This is a genomic window from Marmoricola sp. Leaf446 (assembly GCF_001424755.1).
GTDB lineage: Bacteria > Actinomycetota > Actinomycetes > Propionibacteriales > Nocardioidaceae > Marmoricola.
Genome location: NZ_LMRF01000001.1, coordinates 1,368,100 through 1,389,759, shown reverse-complemented (window position 1 = coordinate 1,389,759; position 21,660 = coordinate 1,368,100). Strand labels below are relative to the sequence as shown.

At 71.7% G+C, this 21,660-nt stretch carries 19 protein-coding genes; 1 reads left to right on the top strand and 18 read right to left on the bottom strand.

Going from position 1 to position 21,660, the window contains the following annotated elements; translation table 11 throughout:
- Positions 1 to 3: 3 nt before the first annotated feature.
- The 8 genes from ASG49_RS06575 to ASG49_RS06540 form a co-directional block, all read right to left on the bottom strand.
- Complete coding sequence (locus tag ASG49_RS06575) at positions 4 to 1,068, bottom strand: ABC transporter ATP-binding protein (RefSeq protein WP_056538624.1); 1,065 nt, start codon at positions 1,066 to 1,068, stop codon at positions 4 to 6.
- A complete protein-coding gene (locus ASG49_RS06570) occupies positions 1,061 to 2,089 on the bottom strand; it encodes an ABC transporter ATP-binding protein (RefSeq protein ID WP_056538621.1) in 1,029 nt (342 codons plus the stop codon). The genes ASG49_RS06575 and ASG49_RS06570 overlap by 8 nt, the downstream gene beginning before the upstream one ends.
- 28 nt (positions 2,090 to 2,117) lie before the next feature.
- On the bottom strand, positions 2,118 to 3,101 hold the full coding sequence (locus ASG49_RS06565; protein ID WP_056538615.1) for an ABC transporter permease: 984 nt from the start codon (positions 3,099 to 3,101) through the stop codon (positions 2,118 to 2,120).
- The gene (locus tag ASG49_RS06560) at positions 3,094 to 4,020 is read right to left on the bottom strand and encodes an ABC transporter permease (RefSeq protein WP_056538612.1); all 927 of its coding nucleotides are present in this window, start codon (positions 4,018 to 4,020) and stop codon (positions 3,094 to 3,096) included. The genes ASG49_RS06565 and ASG49_RS06560 overlap by 8 nt, the downstream gene beginning before the upstream one ends.
- A gap of 106 nt (positions 4,021 to 4,126) precedes the next feature.
- On the bottom strand, positions 4,127 to 5,791 hold the full coding sequence (locus ASG49_RS06555; protein ID WP_056538609.1) for an ABC transporter substrate-binding protein: 1,665 nt from the start codon (positions 5,789 to 5,791) through the stop codon (positions 4,127 to 4,129).
- A gap of 170 nt (positions 5,792 to 5,961) precedes the next feature.
- Positions 5,962 to 7,776, bottom strand: coding sequence for an aspartate--tRNA ligase (gene aspS, locus ASG49_RS06550; RefSeq protein ID WP_056538606.1), 1,815 nt, complete (start codon positions 7,774 to 7,776; stop codon positions 5,962 to 5,964).
- Entirely contained in the window at positions 7,773 to 9,140 is a 1,368-nt protein-coding gene (gene hisS / locus ASG49_RS06545; protein WP_056538603.1) for a histidine--tRNA ligase, read from the bottom strand. The genes aspS and hisS overlap by 4 nt, the downstream gene beginning before the upstream one ends.
- A gap of 1 nt (position 9,141) precedes the next feature.
- Entirely contained in the window at positions 9,142 to 9,852 is a 711-nt protein-coding gene (locus ASG49_RS06540; RefSeq protein WP_056538601.1) for an MBL fold metallo-hydrolase, read from the bottom strand.
- Positions 9,853 to 10,189: 337 nt separating this feature from the next.
- Here ASG49_RS06540 and ASG49_RS06535 point away from each other — a divergent pair, with 337 nt between their 5' ends.
- On the top strand, positions 10,190 to 11,392 hold the full coding sequence (locus tag ASG49_RS06535) for a DUF349 domain-containing protein (RefSeq protein ID WP_235561930.1): 1,203 nt from the start codon (positions 10,190 to 10,192) through the stop codon (positions 11,390 to 11,392).
- A gap of 6 nt (positions 11,393 to 11,398) precedes the next feature.
- Here ASG49_RS06535 and ASG49_RS06530 read toward each other — a convergent pair whose 3' ends face one another.
- From ASG49_RS06530 to pdxT, 10 genes are all read right to left on the bottom strand, one after another.
- Positions 11,399 to 13,789, bottom strand: a complete 2,391-nt coding sequence (locus tag ASG49_RS06530; RefSeq protein WP_369814205.1) for a bifunctional (p)ppGpp synthetase/guanosine-3',5'-bis(diphosphate) 3'-pyrophosphohydrolase — start codon at positions 13,787 to 13,789, stop codon at positions 11,399 to 11,401.
- A gap of 66 nt (positions 13,790 to 13,855) precedes the next feature.
- Positions 13,856 to 14,413, bottom strand: coding sequence for an adenine phosphoribosyltransferase (locus ASG49_RS06525; RefSeq protein ID WP_235561929.1), 558 nt, complete (start codon positions 14,411 to 14,413; stop codon positions 13,856 to 13,858).
- Between the two features lie 7 nt (positions 14,414 to 14,420).
- Positions 14,421 to 15,677: a protein translocase subunit SecF gene (secF, locus tag ASG49_RS06520; protein ID WP_056538597.1), complete on the bottom strand. Its 1,257-nt coding sequence runs from the start codon at positions 15,675 to 15,677 to the stop codon at positions 14,421 to 14,423.
- Entirely contained in the window at positions 15,677 to 17,446 is a 1,770-nt protein-coding gene (gene secD, locus ASG49_RS06515) for a protein translocase subunit SecD (protein WP_235561928.1), read from the bottom strand. The genes secF and secD overlap by 1 nt, the downstream gene beginning before the upstream one ends.
- 25 nt (positions 17,447 to 17,471) lie before the next feature.
- Positions 17,472 to 17,846: a preprotein translocase subunit YajC gene (gene yajC / locus ASG49_RS06510; protein WP_056538593.1), complete on the bottom strand. Its 375-nt coding sequence runs from the start codon at positions 17,844 to 17,846 to the stop codon at positions 17,472 to 17,474.
- 123 nt (positions 17,847 to 17,969) lie between these two features.
- Entirely contained in the window at positions 17,970 to 19,055 is a 1,086-nt protein-coding gene (gene ruvB, locus ASG49_RS06505; protein ID WP_056538590.1) for a Holliday junction branch migration DNA helicase RuvB, read from the bottom strand.
- Between the two features lie 9 nt (positions 19,056 to 19,064).
- Positions 19,065 to 19,679, bottom strand: coding sequence for a Holliday junction branch migration protein RuvA (gene ruvA / locus ASG49_RS06500; RefSeq protein WP_056538587.1), 615 nt, complete (start codon positions 19,677 to 19,679; stop codon positions 19,065 to 19,067).
- Entirely contained in the window at positions 19,676 to 20,206 is a 531-nt protein-coding gene (ruvC, locus tag ASG49_RS06495) for a crossover junction endodeoxyribonuclease RuvC (protein WP_200936244.1), read from the bottom strand. The genes ruvA and ruvC overlap by 4 nt, the downstream gene beginning before the upstream one ends.
- A 93-nt stretch (positions 20,207 to 20,299) precedes the next feature.
- On the bottom strand, positions 20,300 to 21,064 hold the full coding sequence (locus ASG49_RS06490; RefSeq protein ID WP_056538579.1) for a YebC/PmpR family DNA-binding transcriptional regulator: 765 nt from the start codon (positions 21,062 to 21,064) through the stop codon (positions 20,300 to 20,302).
- On the bottom strand, positions 21,064 to 21,660 hold a 597-nt coding region (gene pdxT, locus ASG49_RS06485; protein ID WP_082533932.1), incomplete at its 5' end, for a pyridoxal 5'-phosphate synthase glutaminase subunit PdxT. The genes pdxT and ASG49_RS06490, both read right to left, overlap by 1 nt.

The following is a 21,660-nucleotide window of genomic DNA, read 5'->3' as shown; positions in this document are numbered from 1 at the left end:
ACCTCACGGGGTGGTGCGACCCGACACCGACTCCTCGGTGAAGTGGCAGGCGGACCGGTGCTCGCCCCGTCCGTCGTTGCGCTCGACCAGCTGCGGCTCGTCGGTGGAGCAGACGTCGCGCGCCAGCCAGCACCGGGTGTGGAACCGGCAGCCCGACGGCGGGTTGGCCGGCGAGGGGACGTCGCCCTGGAGCTTGATCTCCTGGCGGGTGCCCCGGGCCAGCGGGTCCGGCACCGGCACGGCCGACAGCAGCGCCCGCGTGTAGGGGTGCGTGGGCCGCTCGTAGATCTCGTCCTCGGTGCCGAGCTCCACGATCCGCCCGAGGTACATCACCGCCACGCGGTCAGCGATGTGGCGCACCACCGAGAGGTCGTGGGCGATGAAGACGTAGGCCAGGCCCAGCTCGCGCTGCAGCCGCTCCATCACGTTGATGACCTGCGCCTGCACCGAGACGTCGAGCGCGGACACCGGCTCGTCGCACACCAGGATCTTGGGGTTGAGCGCGATGCCGCGTGCGATGCCGATGCGCTGGCGCTGGCCGCCGGAGAACTGGTGCGGGTAGCGGTTGATGTGCTCGGGCGAGAGCCCCACCAGCTCCATCAGCTCCTGCACGCGCCGGCGGCGGCCGGCGCGCGGGACGGCGTCGGGGTGGACGTCGAACGGCTCCCCGATCAGGTCGGCGACGGTCTTGCGGGGGTTCAGCGAGGTGTAGGGGTCCTGGAACACGATCTGGATGTCGCGGCGCTTGCGGCGCATCTCGCGGCGCCCCAGGGAGTACAGGTCGACGCCGTCGAACTCCAGGCGACCGCCCGTGGGCTCCTCCAGGCGCATCAGCATCCGGCCGAGGGTCGACTTGCCGCACCCCGACTCCCCGACCACGCCGAGGGTCTCACCGGCCCGCAGGTCGAAGGAGACGTCCTCCAGCGCGCGGACGTGACCGACGGTGCGCCGCAGCACCCCGCCCTTGATCGGGTAGTGCTTGGTGAGGTTCTGGGCGCGCAGGATGACCGGGGCGTCGTCGTGGCTCGTGGGCGCGGTGGACGTGGTGGATCCGGTGGGGTCAGCCACGGACGACCTCCTGGGCGAAGTGGCAGGCGCTCTCGTGCCGGGGTCCGAGCTCCACCCGCGGGGGGAACTCCGAGCGGCACACGTCCTGGGCGTGGGCACAGCGGGGGTGGAACGGGCAGCCGGAGGGCATCCGCATCAGGCTGGGCGGCAGCCCCTTGATGGCGTAGAGCTCCTGGCCCTTCATGTCCAGGCGCGGGATGGAGTCCAGCAGTCCCTGGGTGTAGGGGTGGCCGGGGTGGGCGTAGAGGTCCCGCACGTCGGCGCTCTCCATGATGGAGCCGCCGTACATCACGTTGATCCGGTCGGCGATGTCGGCCACGACGCCCAGGTCGTGGGTGATCAGGATCAGGCCCATGTGGAACTGCGCCTGCAGCTCCTTGAGGAGGTCCATCACCTGGGCCTGGACGGTGACGTCGAGGGCCGTGGTGGGCTCGTCGGCGATGAGCACCTTGGGGTCCAGCGCCACCGCCATCGCGATCATGATGCGCTGGCGCATCCCCCCGGAGAACTGGTGCGGGTAGGCGTTGACCCGCTCCTTGGCCGCCGGGATGTTGACCAGCTCCATCAGCCGGATCGCCTGGGCCTTGGCGTCGGAGCGGTTCAGGCCGCGGTGCTGCCGGAACATCTCGGCGATCTGCCACCCGACCGGGAAGACGGGGTTCAGGGAGGACAGGGCGTCCTGGAAGATCATCGCGATCTCGGCGCCGCGGACCGCCCGCCGCTCCCGGGGCTTCATGGTGAGCAGGTCGCGGCCCTGGAACAGGATCTGGCCGCGGGGGATGACCGCCGGGGGCATGTCGAGGATCCCCATGATCGCCTGGGCGGTCACGGACTTGCCCGAGCCGGACTCGCCGAGCACCGCCAGCGTCTCGCCCCGGTCGAGGTGGAGGTCCACGCCGTTGATGGCGTGCGCCACGCCCTCGCGGCTGTGGAACTCCACGTGGAGGTCCTTGACCTCGAGGAGCCGGTCGGTCTCACCCGGACGGGGCCGGTCGGCCCGGCTGTCCATGGACGTCGTCATCTGTGTCTCCTGAGTCGTCAGGCGCGGGTCAGCGCGACTTGGACTTGGGGTCGAGGGCGTCACGCACGGCGTCGCCGAGCATGATGAAGCCGAGCACGGCGAGGCTCAGGAAGAGCGCCGGGAACAGCAGCGTGTGCGGTGCCGAGCGCATCGAGTCGGTCGCCTGCGAGATCATCACGCCCCACGACACCGTCGGGGGGCGCAGCCCGATGCCGAGGAACGACAGCGCCGCCTCGGAGGAGATGTAGACGCCGAGGTTGATGGTCGAGACCACGATCACCGGGCCGATGGCGTTGGGCAGGATGTGCGAGAACGAGATCCGGGTCGGCGAGGCGCCGAGCGCCCGCGCGGCCTGCACGTAGTCGTTGGGCTTGACCTGGAGGACCGAGGACCGGAGCAGCCGGAAGATGTTGGGCCACCCCAGGACGACCAGCACCAGGGACACCTGCAGCACGATGGTGAAGTAGCCGTCGTCCTCGCCCTGGATCGTGTACAGGATGATCACGGCGCCGAGCAGCAGCGGCAGCGCGAAGAAGACCTCGGCCACGCGTCCGAGCACCGAGTCGATGAGTCCCCCGCGGTAGCCGGCCACCAGGCCCAGCAGGGTGCCGATGATGACCGTGCCGATGACGGCGAGCAGGCCCACCAGGATCGAGGCGCGGGCGCCGTAGATGCAGCGGGAGTAGATGTCGTAGCCCTGGCGGTCCCGGCCGAAGATGTTCTGGCCGTCCGGGGTCTTGGAGGCCTCCGAGAGGACCGCCTCCCGCGGGTCGACGCTGGTGAACAGCCCGGGCGCCACGGCCATCACGACGAAGACCACGATGATCACGGCCGAGACCCAGAACAGCGGCTTGCGCCGGAGCTCGCGCCACGCGTCGCCCGTGACCGACCGCACCCGGTCCCCGTCGGCACCGGCGACGGCCACGGCGCTGCCGCCGGCCACGGCCTCCAGCTCGCCCGGGTGACGCAGGTCGGCGCCGCTGTCCGGTCGGCTGTTCGTGGACTCAGTCATGGGAGATCCTCGGGTCGAGGTAGGCGTAGAGCAGGTCGACGACCAGGTTGGCGACCAGGTAGACGAGCACGAGCGCGGTGACCGTGCCCACCACCACCTGGCCGTCGCGGTCGTTGATGGCGCGGAAGACGTACTGGCCGACCCCGGGGACGTTGAAGATGCCCTCGGTGATGATCGCGCCTCCCAGCAACGCACCGAAGTCGTAGCCGATGAAGGTGACGACCGGGATCATCGAGTTGCGCAGCGCGTGGACGCCCACCACCCTGCGGGTGCTCAGGCCCTTGGCGTGGGCGGTGCGCACGTAGTCCGCGGAGAGGTTGTCCCCCAGGTTGGTGCGCATCAGTCGCGCCAGGTAGGCCAACGACGTCGACCCCAGCACGAAGCCGGGCAGCAGCAGCTCGAACCAGGTCGGCTCGAAGGACACGGTCGCCGGGAAGAGCCCGGCCCGCACCCCGAGGTAGAGCTGCAGGGCACGACCGGTGACGAAGACCGGGATGGCGATGACGAACAGGGTGCTGACCAGGACCAGGTTGTCCAGGAAGCCGCCGCGGCGCAGGGCCGCGAGCACTCCGGCGAGCAGGCCCACGACGACCTCGAAGACCAGGGCCACGACCCCGAGCTTGAAGGTGGTGCCGAAGCGCTCCGCGAGCTCGTCGCGGATCGGCTGGCCGTACTGGCTCTCGCCGAGGTCACCCTGGACCACGTTGCCGAGGTACTTGACGTACTGCAGCGGCAGCGGGTCGTTGAGGTTGTAGGTCTTGCGGAACTCCGCGACGTAGGCCGGGCTGCAGGGGCGTTCACCGCACTTGCCCGCGGTCGGGTCGCCCGGGAGGGCGTAGACGAGGGCGTAGATCAGGAACGTCACGCCGAGCACGACCGGGATCATCTGGATCAACCGGCGCAGTGCGTACTTGCTCACCGTGCCTCCGCTCTTCGAGGGGGCCGCGACCCGAGGTCACGACCCGAGGTGGGGGTTCGACCCATGCGTGGGGGCCGGCCGCCTCGGCGACCGGCCCCCACGTGGATCACTTGAAGGTGACGTTGCCGTAGTCGGGGACGCCGAAGGCGTTGATCTCGACATCGTCGACGCGGTCGGACCAACCGACGTTGCCGACCGAGTACCACAGCGGGATGATCCGCATGTCCTCGGCCAGCTGGGCCTCGGCCTGCTGGTAGAGGCTGTTGGCCTCGTCCAGGTTGGAGGCGGCCGCCGCCTGGCGGGTCAGCTCCTCGAACTGCGGGTTGTCGTAGCTGTAGTAGTTCGACGCAGCGTTCTTGGAGTACAGCGGCACCAGGAAGTTCTCGATGGACGGGTAGTCCATCTGCCATCCCTGGCGGAACAGCCCGTTGACCTTCTTCTCGTTCAGGTCGGTGAGGAAGGTGGCGAAGTCGACGGTCGGCTTGACCTTGCACTCCACCTCGAGGGTCTGCCGGATCGAGTTGCACGCGGCCTCGGCCCACGGGCCGTGGTCGGCGTCACCGTTGATGGTGAGGGTCAGGTCGCCCTCGATGCCACCGGCCTCGTCCCACAGCTTCTTGGCGGCCTCGGGGTCGAAGACGCAGTTCTGGCCGCAGGCGTCGGCGCGGTAGCCGTCGACGACGGGCGAGACCCAGCCGGTGGCGGGCTCACGGGTGCCGGCGAAGACGGCGTCGATGATCGACTGGCGGTCGACCGACATCGAGATGGCGGCGCGCAGGCGCGGGTCCTCGAGGCGGTCGTCGACGGTCGGGTTGATGCCCATCGTCTGGATGATGCCGACCTCGCGCGACTTGCCGCGACCGTCGAGCTCCTGCTTCCAGCGCTCGTCGGGCAGCACGTCGGTCGGGATCTCGTTGAGGACGTCGAGCTCGCCGGACTGCAGCTCGGAGTAGGCGGCGCTGGCGTCGGTGAAGATCCGGAAGGTGATCTTCTCGGCCTTGCCCTCGTAGTCACCGGTGTACTCGGGGTTCTTCTCCACCACGACCGACTCGTTGGGGTTCTGCTCGGTCACGCGGTAGGGACCGGCGGAGACCGGGTCGGACTCGTAGCCCTTGGGGTCCTCGAAGAACGACTCGGGCAGCGGCGCGAAGGCGGAGTAGCCCAGGCGGATCGGCAGGTTCGAGACCGGCTGCGTGGTGCGGATCGTGAAGGTGGTGTCGTCGACGACCTTGAGGCCCTTCATGGTCTCGGCCTTCGGCGCGCCGGCGCCGGCGCACGGGTCGTCGGTCTCCTCGACGACCTCACCGGTGCACGAGACGTCGGCGAAGCCCTCGATGGGCTCGTAGAAGTAGGAGCCCTGCTGCGCGTTGGGGCCGTACGCCGTGTAGTTCCAGGCGTCCACGAAGCTGCTCGAGGTCACCGGGGTGCCGTCGGAGAACTTCCGGTCGGACTTGATCTTCACGGTGAAGGTCTGGTTGTCGTCGGTCTCGATGGACTCCGCGATGTCCATCTCGGGAGCGGCGTCCTTGAGGGCGTAGTGGATGAGCTTCGAGGTCGTGGTGTCGAGGATGTCGCCACCACAGGTCTCGGCCGTGTTGCCGGGGACGAGCGGGTTCTCGGGGTTGCAGCCGCGGACGACCAGGTCGCTCGGGGCCGAGCCCGACGAGCTGCTCTCGCCGTCACCGCTGCCGCTGCCGCCACACGCTGCGAGTCCGAGACCCAGCGCTGTGACCGCGAAGACCGCGGTTATGGAACGTGGGGCACTTCGCATGAGTTTGGGTTTCCTTTCACGAAGAATCGCACCCCGACCGGGCGCTCGCCGAGACACTATGTGACATCTCGGCCCTCACCGGGCCGGAGGCAGTAACGATTCCGTCTCAGCGGCGCTGCCGTCACGGATCGTCCGGAGGACGAACCTCGGGACCGGCCGCAGGACGCTCCTCAGGACGGGGACTGTCCCGCCGGCGCCGCCGGTGCGGCCTCCGGCGTCGGACGAGCGTCCACGCCGGCCTCCTTGCGCTGGGCCGGCGTGATGGGCGCCGGCGCCTGCGTCAGCGGGTCGTAGCCGCCCCCGCTCTTGGGGAAGGCGATGACGTCGCGGATCGAGTCGCTGCCGGCCAGCATCGCGCAGATCCGGTCCATGCCGACGGCGATGCCGCCGTGCGGCGGGGCGCCGAACTTGAAGGCGTCGAGCAGGAAGCCGAACTTCTCCTGCGCCTGCTCCTCGCTGAGGCCCATGACCGCGAAGACGCGCTTCTGGACGTCCTCGCGGTGGATCCGGATGGAGCCGCCACCGAGCTCGTTGCCGTTGCAGACGATGTCGTAGGCGTAGGCCAGGGCGCTGCCGGGGTCGGTGTCGAAGGTGTCGGCGAACTCCGGCTTGGGGCCGGTGAAGGCGTGGTGCACCGCGGTCCAGGCTCCGGACCCGACGGCGACGTCGCCGCTGGCGACGGCGTCGGAGGCGGGCTCGAACATGGGGGCGTCGACCACCCAGGTGAAGGCGAAGGCACTGGTGTCGATGAGGTCGCCGCGGCGGCCGATCTCCAGGCGCGCCGCGCCGAGCAGCGCACGGCTGGGCTTCGGCTCCCCCGCCGCGAAGAAGATGCAGTCGCCCGGGGCGGCGCCCACGTGGGCGGCGATCCCGGCCTTCTCCTCGTCGCTGATGTTCTTGGCCACGGGCCCGGTCAGCTCGCCGTCGTCCTTGACGAGCAGGTAGGCGAGGCCGCGGGCGCCGCGCTGCTTGGCCCACTCCTGCCAAGCGTCGAGCTGCTTGCGGGGCTGGCCCGCTCCCCCGGGCATCACGACGGCGCCGACGTAGTCGGCCTGGAAGACGCGGAACGGGGTGCCGGCGAAGAAGTCGGTGCACTCGACGAGCTCGAGGCCCATCCGCAGGTCGGGCTTGTCGGACCCGAAGCGACGCATCGCCTCGGCGTACGTCATCCGCGGGATCGGGCGCGGGATCTCGACGTCGACCAGACGCCACATGGCGGCCAGGACGTCCTCCATCAGCTCCATCACGTCGTCCTGCTCGACGAAGCTCATCTCGATGTCGAGCTGGGTGAACTCCGGCTGCCGGTCGGCGCGGAAGTCCTCGTCGCGGTAGCAGCGCGCGATCTGGTAGTAGCGCTCCATGCCGGCGACCATGAGCAGCTGCTTGAACAGCTGCGGGCTCTGCGGCAGGGCGTACCAGCTGCCGGGCTGCAGCCGGGCGGGCACCAGGAAGTCACGGGCGCCCTCGGGGGTCGAGCGGGTCAGCGTCGGCGTCTCGATCTCCACGAACGCGCGCCCGTCGAGGACGTCGCGCGCCGCCTTGTTGACCTTGCTGCGCAGCCGCAGCGCCGCGGCCGGACCACTGCGGCGCAGGTCGAGGTAGCGGTGCCGCAGCCGCGCCTCCTCGCCCACGGCGCCACCGCTGTGCGTCGCCGCGTCGTCGATGGGGAAGGGCAGGGTGGCCGCTTCGCTGAGCACCTCGACGTCGGTCGCGATGACCTCGACCTCGCCGGTGGGCAGCGAGGGGTTCTGGTTGCCCTCGGGGCGCTGCGAGACGGTGCCGGTGACCTTGAGGCAGTACTCGCTGCGCAGCTGGTGGGCCACCGCCTCGTCGCGGATCACCACCTGCACGACGCCGCTGGCCTCGCGCAGGTCGATGAACGCCACCCCGCCGTGGTCGCGGCGGCGGGCCACCCACCCGGCGAGGACGACCTCGGTGTCGACGTGCTCGGCCCGAAGGCTGCCGGCGTCATGCGTGCGGATCACTGCTGCTCCTGTTCGTCGAACCGGACGCGGGGGTGGAGGTCCTCCACCGGTGGCGTCCAGCTGGTGGGGTCGACCGTGGTCTGGTCGCCGCTGCGGATGTCCTTGACCTGGGGGTGCTCCCCGTCGCTCCCGGGGAAGAGCACGAACGGGATGCCGCGGCGCTCGGCGTGGCGGATCTGCTTGCCGAACTTGGCCGCCGACGGGGCGACCTCGCAGGCCACGTCCCGGGCGCGGAGCCCGTCGGCCAGCGCGTCGCTCTCGGCGCGGCGGTCCTCGTCGACGACGGCGACCAGCACGGCGCTGGGCACCGAGCGGTCGGCGACGACCACGCCGCGGCTGAGCAGCGGCACGAGCAACCGGCTGACGCCCAGCGAGATCCCGACGCCGGGGTAGGTGGTGCGGCCGTCGGTGGCGAGGGCGTCGTAGCGGCCGCCGCTGCAGATCGAGCCCAGCGACTCGTGGCCGTGCAGCCGGGTCTCGAACACCGTGCCGGTGTAGTAGTCGAGTCCGCGGGCGATGGTGAGGTCGGCGACGATCTCGACCCGGTCGGTGACCAGCCCGGCGCAGCCCTCGACGACCGCGGCCAGCTCGGCCAGCCCCTCGTCGAGCAGCTCGTGCTCGACCCCGAGGGCCCGCACCCGCTCCACGAAGGAGGTGTCGGTCGTGGTGATCGAGGCCAGTGCCAGGCAGGCGTCGGCCTGCTCCCCCGTGAGGCCGGCGTCGTCCTGCAGCAGCGCGTGCACCCGCTCGCGCGGCAGCTTGTCGAGCTTGTCGACGACCCGCATCACGGCCTCGACGTCGGGCGCCCCGAGGCCGGCGTAGAAGCCCTGGATGAGCTTGCGGTTGTTGACCTGGAGCCGGAAGCCGGGCAGCCCGATCCCCCCGGGCTCGGCCAGCGACCCGAGGGCCGCGAGCATCACGCGGGCGACCTCGACGTCGTGGTGGAAGGCGAGGGTGTCGCGGCCGATCACGTCGATGTCGGCCTGCGTGAACTCGCGGAAGCGACCCTCCTGGGGCCGCTCGCCGCGCCACACCTTCTGGACCTGGTAGCGGCGGAACGGGAACTCCAGCTTGCCGGCGTGCTCGAGCACGTAGCGCGCGAACGGCACGGTGAGGTCGAAGTGCAGCCCCAGACCGGAGTCGTTGCCCTCCTCGGCCGCCTGCAGCCGGCGCAGCACGTAGACCTCCTTGGAGGTCTCGCCCTTGCGCAGCAGCTGGTCGAGCGGCTCGACGGCGCGGGTCTCGAGGTTGGCGAAGCCGTGCAGCTCGAAGGTGCGGGACAGCCGCGCCAGCACCTGCTGCTCGACGTGGCGCTGGGCGGGCAGCAGCTCGGGGAACCCGCTCAGCGGGGCGGTGCGGGCCACCTCAGAGCCCCCGGGTCGGCGGCGTGGTGGGGGCGTCGTCGGCCAGGTCGAGCAGGTAGGGGTTGGTGGCACGCTCGCGGGCGATGCTGGTCTGCTCGCCGTGGCCGGGCAGGACCACGATGTCGTCGGGCAGGGTCAGCACCTTCTCGCGCAGGCTGCGCAGCATCGTCGGGTGGTCGCCGCCGGGCAGGTCGGTGCGCCCGATCGAGCCCGCGAACAGCAGGTCGCCGGAGAACATCACCTCGGACACGTCGGCGTCGGCGTACGGCGTACGGAAGGTGACCGAGCCCTCGGTGTGGCCCGGGGTGTGGTCGACGACGAACGACAGCCCGGCCAGCTCCAGGGTGCGACCGTCGGCCAGCTCCTCGACGGAGTCGGGCTCGGCGAACTCGTACTTGCCGCCCAGCAGCATGGCGGTCGTCTCCCGCGACATCCCCGCCATGGGGTTGCTCAGCAGGTGACGGTCGGCGGGGTGGATCCACGCGGTCGCGTCGTAGGTGCCGGCCACCGGAGCCACGCACCACATGTGGTCGACGTGGCCGTGGGTCACCAGCACCGCGACGGGCTTGAGGCCGTGCTCGCGCACCACGTCGGCGACGCCGTCGGCCGCGTCCTTGCCGGGGTCGATGACGACGCACTCCTGGCCGGCGCCGGTAGCGGCGACGTAGCAGTTGGTGCCCCAGGGCCCGGCCGGGAAGCCTGCGATCAGCACCTGTCTGTCTCCTGCGGGGTCGGGTCGTGGACCGAGCCAGCCTACTGGCCACGGGACGGTGCCCCGGGCATGGCTACGATTGCAGCGCTGGACCGCCAACGACTCGAGCGAAGCAGGTGTGGCGAACGTGACCGCGCAGGGCAACTCCCCCGGACCCGACGGTCCGCGACCGTCCGAGACCTCCCCGGCCGCTCCTCCGGCCCCGGCTCCGCCGGTCCCCGCGCCTCCTCGCCCCGCCGCGCCGCAGGCTCCGGTCGCAGCCCCTGCCACGCCCGCACCGCCGAGGCCGGAGCGCACCCCCGCGGCCGACTCCGCGCTGGAGACCGAGCACGGCCGGGTGCGCCAGGACGGCACCGTGTTCGTCTTCACCCCCGACGGCGAGCGCGAGGTCGGGCAGTTCCCCGAGGGCACGCCCGAGGAGGCGCTGGCGTTCTTCACCCAGCGCTACGACGCGCTCGCCTTCGAGGTGCAGCTGCTCGAGCAGCGCATCCGCAACGGCGCGATGTCGCCCGACGAGGCCTCGACCTCGCTGGCCAAGGTCGCCGACCTGCTGGTCGAGCCCCGCGCGGTCGGCGACCTGGTCGGCCTGTCGGCCCGTCTCGACGCGCTGCGGCCGCTGCTGGGCGTCCAGCGCGGCCAGCGCCGCGCCGACCGTGCCCGCAAGCAGGAGGAGTCGCGGGCGCGCAAGGAGCAGATCGTCGTCGAGGCCGAGTCGGTCTCGACCGGCCAGGACTGGCGCAACGGCGTCAACCGGCTGCGCGACCTGCTGGAGGAGTGGAAGGCGCTGCCTCGTCTGGACAAGCGCCAGGACGACGAGCTGTGGCACCGGTTCTCGAGTGCGCGGACGGCGTACACCCGACGCCGCAAGGCGCACTTCAACGAGCTCAACGAGAAGCGCGAGTCGGCCCGAGTCGTCAAGGAGCGGCTGGTCACCGAGGCCGAGTCGCTCAGCGGCTCGACCGAGTGGGGACCGACCTCGACGCGCTACCGGTCGCTGATGCAGGACTGGAAGTCCGCCGGCCCCGCGCCCCGCGACGTCGAGGAGCCGCTGTGGCAGCGCTTCCGCGCCGCCCAGGACGTCTTCTTCGGTGCCCGCGACGCCGCCAACGCCGAGCAGGACAAGGAGTTCGCGGAGAACGCCGAGACCAAGAAGGCGCTGCTCGTCGAGGCCGAGGCGCTGCTGCCCGTGAAGGACCTCGACGCCACCAAGCGGGCCTTCCGCGACCTGGCCGACCGGTGGGACGCGGCGGGCAAGGTGCCGCGCGACCAGATCAAGACCCTCGAGGGCCGGATGCGCAAGGTCGAGCAGGCGATCCGGCAGGTCGAGGACGACCAGTGGAAGCGCAGCGACCCGGAGAAGTCGGCCCGCGCCGACGACATGCTGGGACAGCTCGAGCGCGCCGTCGCCGGGCTCGAGGCCGACCTGGAGAAGGCCCGCGCCGCCGGGGACGACCGCAAGGTCAAGGACGTCGAGGCCCAGCTCGCGTCGCGCCAGCAGTTCCTCGACATGGCCCGCCAGGCAGCCTCCGACTTCTCCTGACCGGGATCAGTGCGTGACGCGGTAGGCGTCGAAGACGCCGTCGACCTGGCGGACGGACTTCAGGATCGCGCCGAGGTGCTTGGGGTCGCCCATCTCGAAGGCGAAGCGGCTCTTGGCGACGCGGTCGCGGCTGGTGGAGAGGCTGGCCGAGAGGATGTTCACGTGCTGGTCGGAGAGCACCATCGTGATGTCGGAGAGCAGCCGGGCCCGGTCGAGGGCCTCCACCATGATCTGGACCAGGAAGGTCGATTGCGAGGTCGGGGCCCACTCGACGTCGACGAGACGCTCGGGCTGGCTGAGCAGCGAGGTGGCGTTGGTGCAGTCGCGACGGTGCACCGAGATGCCGTCGCCGCGGGTGACGAAGCCGAGGATCTCGTCGCCGGGGACCGGCGTGCAACATCGGGCCAGCTTGACCAGGACGTCGCTGACGCCCTTGACGACGATGCCGGAGTCCACCCCCGCCGAGGACGTACGCCGGGGCCGGGTGATCGTCACCGCTTCGGCCAGGTCCTCCGCGGCGCCCTCCTTGCCGCCGGCGACCTCGATCACCTTGCGGACGACGGTCTGGGCGCCGAGGTTGCCCTCGCCGACCGCGGCGTAGAGCGCCGAGACGTCGGGCAGCCGCAGCTCGTTGGCCACCTGGGTCAGCGAGTCGTGCGTCATCACGCGCTTGAGGGGCAGGCCCTCCTTGCGCAGCAGCCGGCCGATCTGCTCCTTGCCCTGCTCGATCGCCTCCTCGCGCCGCTCCTTGGTGAACCAGTGGCGGATCTTGCTCTTGGCCCGCGGTGAGGTGACGAACTGCAGCCAGTCGCGCGAGGGTCCGGCGTTGGGCGACTTGGAGGTGAAGACCTCGACGACGTCGCCGTGCTCGAGCGCGGACTCCAGCGGCACCAGCCGGCCGTTGACCCGGGCGCCGATGGTGTGGTGCCCGACCTCGGTGTGGATGGCGTAGGCGAAGTCGACGGGCGTGGAGCCGATCGGCAGCCCGATCACGTCTCCACGCGGGGTGAAGACGAACACCTCGGCGCTGTTGATCTCGAAGCGCAGCGAGTCGAGGAACTCCCCCGGGTCCTCGACCTCGTTCTGCCAGTCCAGGAGCTGCCGCAGCCACTGCAGGTCGCCGTCGGACCCGGCGGCCCGCTCGGTGTCGACCCCGTTGCGGGAGTCCTCCTTGTACTTCCAGTGGGCGGCGACGCCGTACTCCGCGCGGCGGTGCATCGCGACGGTGCGGATCTGCATCTCCACCGGCTTGCCGGAGGGACCGATCACCGTGGTGTGCAGCGACTGGTACATGTTGAACTTCGGCATCGCGACGTAGTCCTTGAACCGCCCGGGCAGGGGGTTCCAGCGGTTGTGCAGCACGCCGAGGACGCCGTAGCACTCCTGGTCGGTGTCGACCAGGATGCGGATGCCGACGAGGTCGTAGATGTCGGAGAACTCGCGGCCCCCGTTGATCATCTTCTGGTAGATCGAGTAGTAGTGCTTGGGCCGGCCGGTGACGCGGGCGTTGATGCGCGCGGTCTTGAGGTCGCGGTCGACCTGGCCGGTCACCTCGGTGAGGAACTGGTCGCGCGAGGGCGCGCGCTCGGCGACGAGCCGCACGATCTCGTCGTAGATCTTGGGGTGCATCGTGGCGAACGCGAGGTCCTCGAGCTCCCACTTGAGGGTGTTCATGCCCAGCCGGTGCGCCAGCGGGGCGTAGATCTCGAGCGTCTCGCGGGACTTGCGCTCCTGCGTCTCCTGCTTGACGTAGCGCAGGGTGCGCATGTTGTGCAGCCGGTCGGCGAGCTTGATGACCAGGACGCGGATGTCCTTGCTCATCGCCACGATCATCTTGCGGATGGTCTCGGCCTGGGCGGAGTCGCCGTACTTGACCTTGTCGAGCTTGGTGACGCCGTCGACCAGCAGCGCGACCTCGTCGCCGAAGTCCTTGCGCAGCTGGTCCAGCGTGTAGGGCGTGTCCTCGACCGTGTCGTGGAGCAGGGCCGCCACGAGCGTCGGCTCGGTCATGCCGATGTCGGCGAGGATCGTGGTGACCGCGAGCGGGTGGGTGATGTAGGGGTCGCCGCTCTTGCGGTTCTGGCCGCGGTGGTGGAGCTCGGCCACGTCGTAGGCCCGCTCGATGAGCGCGAGGTCGGCCTTGGGGTGGTTGGCGCGGACGGTCCGGAACAAGGGCTCCAGGACGGGGTTGCCGACCTGCTTGCTGGTGCCGATGCGGGCCAGCCGGGCGCGGACGCCGCGACCCGACAGGGCCGGAGCGCGCTCGGGCGCCCGGGCGGCGGGTCGGGGTGCCGTGGGCAGCGGTGCGGGACCCGAGGAGGGCGCGGGCGTGGCGTCGCGGGCGGGCGCAGGCCCCTCGTCGACGGGGTGGTCGGTGACCACCGGCTCCTCGGCCACGAGGCCTCCCTCCGTGCGGTGCGGACCTCTGCGGTCCAGTCTAGGTCGTGGCGGCCGGGCGGTCGCTCAGACGGTGTGGAGCACGGTGAGCGGCAGCTCGCCCACGGCCGCGCGCCCGGGCAGGAAGCTGAGCTCCATGAGCACGGCGAGACCGGCGACGGTGCCCCCGCCCTGCTCCACGAGCGCGACGGTGGCCGCGGCGGTGCCGCCCGTGGCCAGCACGTCGTCGACGACCAGGACGCGGTCGCCCTCGTCGAGCGCGTCGAGGTGCATCTCGAGGGTCTCCTCGCCGTACTCCAGCTCGTAGGAGACCGCCCGGGTCCGGTGCGGCAGCTTGCCGGGCTTGCGCACCGGCACGAAGCCCACGCCCAGCGCCAGCGCCACGGGTGCGGCCAGGATGAAGCCGCGCGCCTCCATGCCGACCACCTTGTCGACCACGACCCGACCCTCGGCGTCGCGGCCCGCGTCGGCCAGCGCCTGCACCACCGCGGTGAAGGCCGCGTGGTCGTCGAGCAGCGGGGTGATGTCCTTGAACGTCACGCCCGGCTTGGGGAACCCCTCGACGTCACGGACGAGGCGGTCGATCTCGGCGGACAGCGCGCCCGTCGCAGGCTGGGAGGTCACGTGGCTCCTACTTCTGCCGCTTGGAGCGCGGCTGACGGGTGGGCTGGCTGCGCTTGGCGGCGCCGCCGTCACGCAGCGCGGAGTGCGCCTCGGGTGCGATCCGGCCGGAGCCGGAGGCCTCGGGACGACGGGCGGGCGCGCGCACCGGGCCCGCCGGGGCACGGTCGTCCCGGGGCTCGGCGTCCGGGTCGTCCGGGTCGTCGTACGCCGCGTCCTCGTCGACCACGGGCATCCCCTCGTGGAAGACGGGCACCTCGGCGTAGCGGTCGGCGTTGCGCCGCGACCGCGCCTTGGCGCGGGCGTCGGAGACCTTGATCTCCTTCTCCCCCTGCTTGAGGTGCACCGCCAGCGGGGTGGCGATGAAGATCGAGGAGTAGGCACCCGCCGCCATGCCGACGAACAGCGACAGCGCGAGGTCCTTGAGCGCCCCGGTGCCGAGGGTGGCGACACCGACGTAGAGGATCGCGCCCACCGGGAGCAGGGCGACGATCGAGGTGTTGATCGAGCGCACCAGGGTCTGGTTGACCGCCAGGTTGGCCTGCTCGGCGTACGTCCGACGGGAGCCCTTGGTGGTGCGGGTGTTCTCCTTGACCTTGTCGAAGACCACGACGGTGTCGTAGAGCGAGAAGCCGAGGATGGTCAGCACGCCGGTGACGGTGGCGGGCGTGACCTCGAAGCCCGAGATGGCGTAGATGCCGATGGTGATGACGAGGTCGTGGGCGAGCGCGACCAGCGCTGCCACCGACATCTTCCACTCGCGCATGTAGGCCCAGATGAAGAGCACCACCAGCACGAGGAACACCACGAGACCCAGCAGCGCGCGCTCGGCGACCTGCTGGCCCCAGCTGGCGCCGACCTCCTGGGTGGAGATGTCGGTGCGCGCGTCGACGCCGACCGCCTCCGCGATGGCGTCGCGGACCTCGGTCGCGTCGTCGTTGCTCATCTCCTCGGTCTGGACCCGGATCGAGTCGGTGCCGGAGGTGTTGACGATGGGCGCGGACGCGGCGTCCAGGCCGGTGTCGGCCACCGCGGAGCGGATGACGTCGGCGTTCTCCTGGGTCACCTCGTTGGCGGGGAGGTTGACCTGGTACTCGACGCCGCCCTCGAACTCGATGCCGAAGTTGAGGCCACGCACCAGCAGCCCGGTGACGGCGATGCCCATGATGACGGCGGAGACGGCGTACCAGAGCCACTTGCGACCGACGAAGTCGATCGAGGTGTCCCCCTCGTAGAGCCTGTTGCCCAGGCGGCTCATCCGGCCCATCAGGCACTCCCTCCGGCCAGGCCCGTGCGGGCGGGTGGCGCCTCGTCGACCCCGAGCGTCTCCCGGGAGAGACCCGAGAAGCGGGAGCCGGTGTTGAAGAACCTACGCCGTGCGAGCAGGGTCATCACCGGCTTGGTGAAGAAGAAGAACACGGCGATGTCGATCAGCGTGCTGACGCCGAGGGCGAAGGCGAACCCGCGGACGACGCCGACGGCGAAGATGTAGAGCACGACCGCCGCGAGCAGCGAGACGGCGTCCGCCGCGAGGGCGGTGTTGCGGGCCCGGGCCCAGCCGGTCTCGACGGCGACCCGCATCGACCTGCCGTCACGCATCTCGTCGCGGATGCGTTCGAAGTAGACGATGAACGAGTCGGCCGTGATGCCCACGCCGACGATCAGTCCCGCGATGCCGGGCAGGGTGAGGGTGAACCCGGCGGACGCCGAGAGCACCAGCACGGCTCCGTAGGTGATCAGCGCCGCCACGACCAACGACGCGATCACCACCAGGCCGAGGCCGCGGTAGTAGAACAGGCAGTAGATCATCACGATCGCGAGGCCCACGACGCCCGCGAGCACACCGGCCGAGAGCTGATTGCCGGCCAGCGAGGGGCCGATCGTCTCGACCGTGGGCTCGGCGAAGCGGATCGGCAGCGCGCCGTACTTCAGGGAGTTGGACAGCGAGCGCGCCTCGGACTCGGTGAAGTCACCGGTGATCTGGGCGTTGCCGTCCAGGATCGGCTCGTTGACGCCGGGCGCGGAGAGCACGGTGCCGTCGAGCACGATCGCGAAGCTGCCGCCGTTGCGCTGCAGCGCGGTGGTGACGTCGCCGAAGGTGCCGCGCGCGCTGGCCTTGAAGCCGAGCTGCACGGCGTAGCCGGTGCCGTTCTGCGGGATGCCGTACGACGCCGAGCGGAGCTCGGTGCCCTCGACGACCGCCTTGGACAGCAGGAACTTGTTGCCGTCCTCGTCGCAGGCGACCAGCGGCTCGTCCGGGTCGTCGGCCTCGGGCTTGGCCGCGGAACCGGCGGCGGGGCACTCGAACTGCTGGAAGTCCTGCAGCCACTTCACACCCGGGTTGGTCGACCAGGCGAGCGGGTCGTCGACCGACGCGCCCTCCTCGGTGACCTGGGGCTGCTGCGGGTCGGCGGGCGCCGCCGGCTCCGACGCCGGCGCGCTCGGCGAGGCGGAGGGGCTGGCGCTGGGCGACCCGCTGGGCGACCCGCTGGGCGCGTCGCTGGGGTCGGCGAAGGGCGCCGGCCGGCCGGCCGGGGTGGCCTCGCCCTGCCCGGCGGTGGCCGACGGGCTGGGTCGGGCGCTCGGGGAGGCGCTCGACGAGGCCCCGGGGGACGCGCTGGGCGACCCGCTCGGCGAGGCGCTGGGCGAGCCGCTGGGCTCCTCGGCCGCACGACCGGGCTGCGGGGCGCCGGCGACGAGCCGGAACCGCAGCTGGGCGGTGCGGGTGACCGCGTCGACGAGGTCGGAGCGGTTGTCCCCGGGGATCTCCACGATGATGTTGCGGTCGCCCTGGGTCGAGACCTCGGCCTCGGAGACGCCGCTGCCGTTCACGCGCTGGTCGACGATGCCCGCCGCCTGCTGCAGCTTGGTCGCCGTCACGGCGCCGCCCTGGTCGAGGGCGGAGAGGGTGATCCGGGTGCCGCCCTCGAGGTCGAGCCCGAGGCGCGGCTTCCAGGTGCCACCGGCACCGGCGAGGCCGAACAGCACGAGGATCGTGATGCCGAAGACGAGGAGCGTGCGGACCGGACGGGGCACGCGCTGGGTGCTGGCCACTGCTGCCTCAGTCCTGGGTCGGGTCGGCCGGGCCGCGCGGGGCGCGGGGGTCCTGGCCGTGGTCGGGGTCGGTGGGGTGCTCGGACGCGCTGCCGGGCTCGGCGGGACGGTCCTGGTCGGGCAAGTCCTGCACCCGGCGTACGACGACCTGGCGGGCCACCGTGATGACGGTGCCGGGAGCGATCTCGATGTCCACCCGCGCGTCGGACAACGAACGGACGGTGCCGAAGATCCCCGCGGACAGCACGACCTCGTCACCGACCTGCAACGCCTGCTGCAGCTCGACGACCTTGCGCTGCTGCACCCGGGCGGGACGCATCACGACGAACCAGAAGGCCGCCAGCGCCACCACGACGACCAGCAGCTGTGCAGCGGGAGGCACGACGACACCAACTCCAAGAACGGGGGGAAAGAGGCCGAGTGGCACCTCCGGGGCACGGGACCCGCCCGGGGGCAGGTCGGAGCGCGCGCGTCGCCGGGGCACCGACGAGGCAGTGTAACCGGGCTACCGGGGCAGCTCGGTGTCCGACCCGAACAGCGTGGCGTCGACCGTCTCCGGGGCAGTGAGGCCGAGGTGGTGCCAGGCGGCGCGGGTCGCGACGCGGCCGCGCGGGGTGCGGGCGAGCAGCCCCAGGCGCACCAGGAACGGCTCGGCGACCTCCTCGACGGTCTCGCGCTCCTCCCCCACGGCGACCGCGAGGGTGCTCACCCCCACCGGCCCCCCGCCGAACCGGCGGCAGAGCACGTCGAGCACGGCCCGGTCGAGCCGGTCGAGGCCGGACTCGTCGACCTCGAACAGGTCGAGCGCCGCCCGCGCCAGGGAGCGGGTCACCACGCCGTCGGCACGCACCTGGGCGTAGTCGCGGACCCGGCGCAGCAGCCGGTTGGCGATGCGCGGCGTGCCCCGGGAGCGACCCGAGATCTCCCCCGCACCGTCGGTGCCGAGCTCGACCTCGAGCAGCCGGGCCGACCGTCGCACGATCCGCTCGAGCTCGGCGGGCTCGTAGAACTCGAGGTGGGCGGTGAACCCGAACCGGTCGCGCAGCGGGCTCGGCAGCAGCCCCGCACGGGTGGTCGCCCCCACCATGGTGAAGGGCGGGATCTCGAGCGGGATCGCGGTGGCGCCGGGGCCCTTGCCGATGACCACGTCGACGCGGAAGTCCTCCATGGCCATGTAGAGCATCTCCTCCGCCGGTCGCGACATCCGGTGGATCTCGTCGACGAAGAGGACGTCGCCCTCGTTGAGGCCCGAGAGGATCGCCGCGAGGTCGCCGGCGTGGGTGATCGCGGGACCGCTGGTCAGCCGCAGCGGCGAGCTCATCTCGGCGGCGATGATCATCGCCAGCGTGGTCTTGCCCAACCCGGGCGGACCGCTGAGCAGCACGTGGTCCGGCACCCGCTCGCGGCGGCGCGCGGCCTCCAGCAGCAGCGAGAGCTGCTCGCGGACCCGCTCCTGACCGACCACCTCGTCGAGCGTGCGGGGGCGCAGCGCCGCCTCCACCACGCGCTCGTCGCCGTCGGCGTCGGCGGCCACCAGCGCCCGTCCGGTGACGTACGCCGCCTCGGCGGCCTCGAGCTGCGACTCGTCCACGCCGGCCGCCTAGGCCTTGCTCAGCGCGCGCAGCGCCAGCCGCAGCAGCCGGGCGACGTCGGGGGTGGCCATCTGGTCGGCCTCCGGCGCCACGGCGGTGATCGCGCGGTCGGCCTCCTTGGCGCTCCACCCCAGGCCCACCAGGCCGGTCTGCACCTGCGCCTGCCAGTCGGCCGTGCCGGGTGCGGCGGGCGCCGTGGTGCCCGGCTCGACGTAGGAGCCCGGCGTGCCGATGCGGTCGCGCAGCTCGAGGATGATGCGCTGCGCCCCCTTCTGGCCGATGCCGGGCACGGTGGTCAGCGTCTTGACGTCGTCGCCGGCCACCGCGCGGCGCAGCGTCTCGGGCCGGAGCACCGCGAGCATGGCCTGGGCGAGCTTGGGGCCGACGCCGCTGGCGGTCTGCACGAGCTCGAACATCTGCTTCTCGTCGTCGTCGGCGAACCCGAAGAGCGTCAGGGAGTCCTCGCGGACCACCATGCTGGTGGGCAGCGAGACCTCGGCGCCGTGCCGCAGCCCGGCGATGGTGTCGGGGGTGCACTGCAGCTCCAGGCCGACGCCACCGACCTCGAGCACGGCGGAGGTGAGGCTGATGCCGGCCACGCGGCCGCGGACGAAGGCGATCACGGGCGGACTCCTCGGGTTCGGGCCGCGACCTGCTTCTCCAGGGCGGCGGCGATGCGGTCGGAGGCGCCTCCGCGCCAGACGTGGCAGATGGCCAGGGCGAGCGAGTCGGCGGCGTCGGCCGGCTTGGGCACGGCGTCCAGGCGCAGCAGCCGGGTCACCATGGCGCCGACCTGCGCCTTGTCGGCGCGGCCGTTGCCGGTGACGGCGGCCTTGACCTCGCTGGGGGTGTGCAGCGCGATCGGCAGGCCGCGGCGTGCGGCCACGAGCATCGCGACGCCGCTGGCCTGGGCGGTGCCCATGACGGTGCTGACGGCGCTGCGGCTGAAGACCCGCTCCACCGCGACGGCGTCGGGGCGGGTGCGGTCGAGCCACTCCTCGAGCCCGACCTCGAGCTCGCGCAGCCGGTGGGCGACGTGCAGCTCGGTGGAGGTGCGTACGACGCCCACGTCGACCAGCGACAGGGGGCGCCCGATCGCGCCCTCGACCACGCCGACGCCGCAGCGGGTCAGGCCGGGGTCGATCCCCAGGACGCGCATCCTTGCTCCTGTCGCCGTCCGAACACGTGTTCGCACCACGCTAGCCCGACGGCCTCCCCGGGGACGGGAGCGACACGAGCCGGGTCAGGCGTCGACGGTCGCCATCACGTCGTCGGAGACGTCGAAGTTGGCGTAGACGTTCTGCACGTCGTCGAGGTCCTCGAGGGCCTCGACCAGGCGGAAGACCTTGCCGGCGCCGTCGGCGTCGAGCTCGACCTGCATCGAGGGCACGAAGGCGGCGTCGGCGGAGTCGTAGTCGATGCCGGCGTCCTGCAGCGCGGTGCGCACGGCGACCAGGTCGGTGGCCTCGCTGACGACCTCGAAGGACTCCCCCAGGTCGTGGACGTCCTCGGCGCCGGCCTCGAGCGTGGCCTCGACGAGGTCGTCCTCGCTGACCGCCCTGGCCTCCTGGGCCGACGGCACCACGACGACGCCCTTGCGGTGGAACAGGTAGGACACCGAGCCGGGGTCGGCGAGCGAGCCGCCGTTGCGCGTCATCGCGGTGCGGACCTCCATCGCGGCGCGGTTCTTGTTGTCGGTGAGGCACTCGATGAGGAACGCGACACCGTTGGGGCCGTAGCCCTCGTACATGATCGTGCTGTACTCCGCCCCGCCGGCCTCGGCGCCGGAGCCGCGCTTGACGGCCCGGTCGATGTTGTCGTTGGGGACCGAGGACTTCTTGGCCTTCTGGATCGCGTCGTAGAGCGTCGGGTTGCCCGACACGTCCCCGCCGCCCATCCGGGCCGCGACCTCGATGTTCTTGATCAGCTTGGCGAACATCTTGCCGCGGCGGGCGTCGATGACGGCCTTCTTGTGCTTGGTGGTCGCCCACTTGGAGTGGCCTGACATCAGTGGTTCCTTCCCTCGCGTGCGGTGGCCGAGACCAGGTCTCGGAACAGTTCGTGGACACGGTCGTCCCCACCCACCTCGGGGTGGAACGACGTCGCCATGAGCGGGCCCTGCCGAACCGCGACGATCCTACCCGCGGCCGGCCCCCGGGCGACCCGGCCGAGCACCTCGACGCCGGGCCCCGCCTGCTCCACCCACGGCGCACGGATGAACACCGCGGGCACCGGGCCCGCGACCCCGGCGAGCGAGACCTCGTCCTCGAACGAGGCCACCTGCCGACCGAAGGCGTTGCGGCGGACGGTGACGTCGAGGCCGCCGAGCGTCTCCTGGCCGGGCGCGGCGTCGAGCAGCCGGTCGGCCAGCAGCACCATCCCGGCGCAGGTCCCCAGGGTGGGCATCCCCGCCCGGATGCGGGACCGGAGCGGCTCCAGCAGCCCGAAGGTGCGGGCCAGCCGCACCATCGTCGTGGACTCGCCCCCGGGGACGACGAGGGCCTCGACCGCGTCCAGCTCCTCGGGGCGGCGTACGACGCGCGGGTCGCAGCCGAGCCGGCGCAGCGCCGCGAGGTGCTCGCGCACGTCGCCCTGCAGGGCCAG

What these genes read in the sequence shown, in the direction of transcription:
- ASG49_RS06570 (WP_056538621.1), bottom strand. Translation starts at nt 2,089, where the DNA reads ATGACGACGTCCATGGACAGCCGGGCCGACCGGCCCCGTCCGGGTGAG.
- ASG49_RS06565 (WP_056538615.1), bottom strand. Translation starts at nt 3,101, where the DNA reads ATGACTGAGTCCACGAACAGCCGACCGGACAGCGGCGCCGACCTGCGT.
- ASG49_RS06555 (WP_056538609.1), bottom strand. Translation starts at nt 5,791, where the DNA reads ATGCGAAGTGCCCCACGTTCCATAACCGCGGTCTTCGCGGTCACAGCG.
- secF (WP_056538597.1), bottom strand. Translation starts at nt 15,677, where the DNA reads ATGGGCCGGATGAGCCGCCTGGGCAACAGGCTCTACGAGGGGGACACC.
- ASG49_RS06490 (WP_056538579.1), bottom strand. Translation starts at nt 21,064, where the DNA reads ATGTCAGGCCACTCCAAGTGGGCGACCACCAAGCACAAGAAGGCCGTC.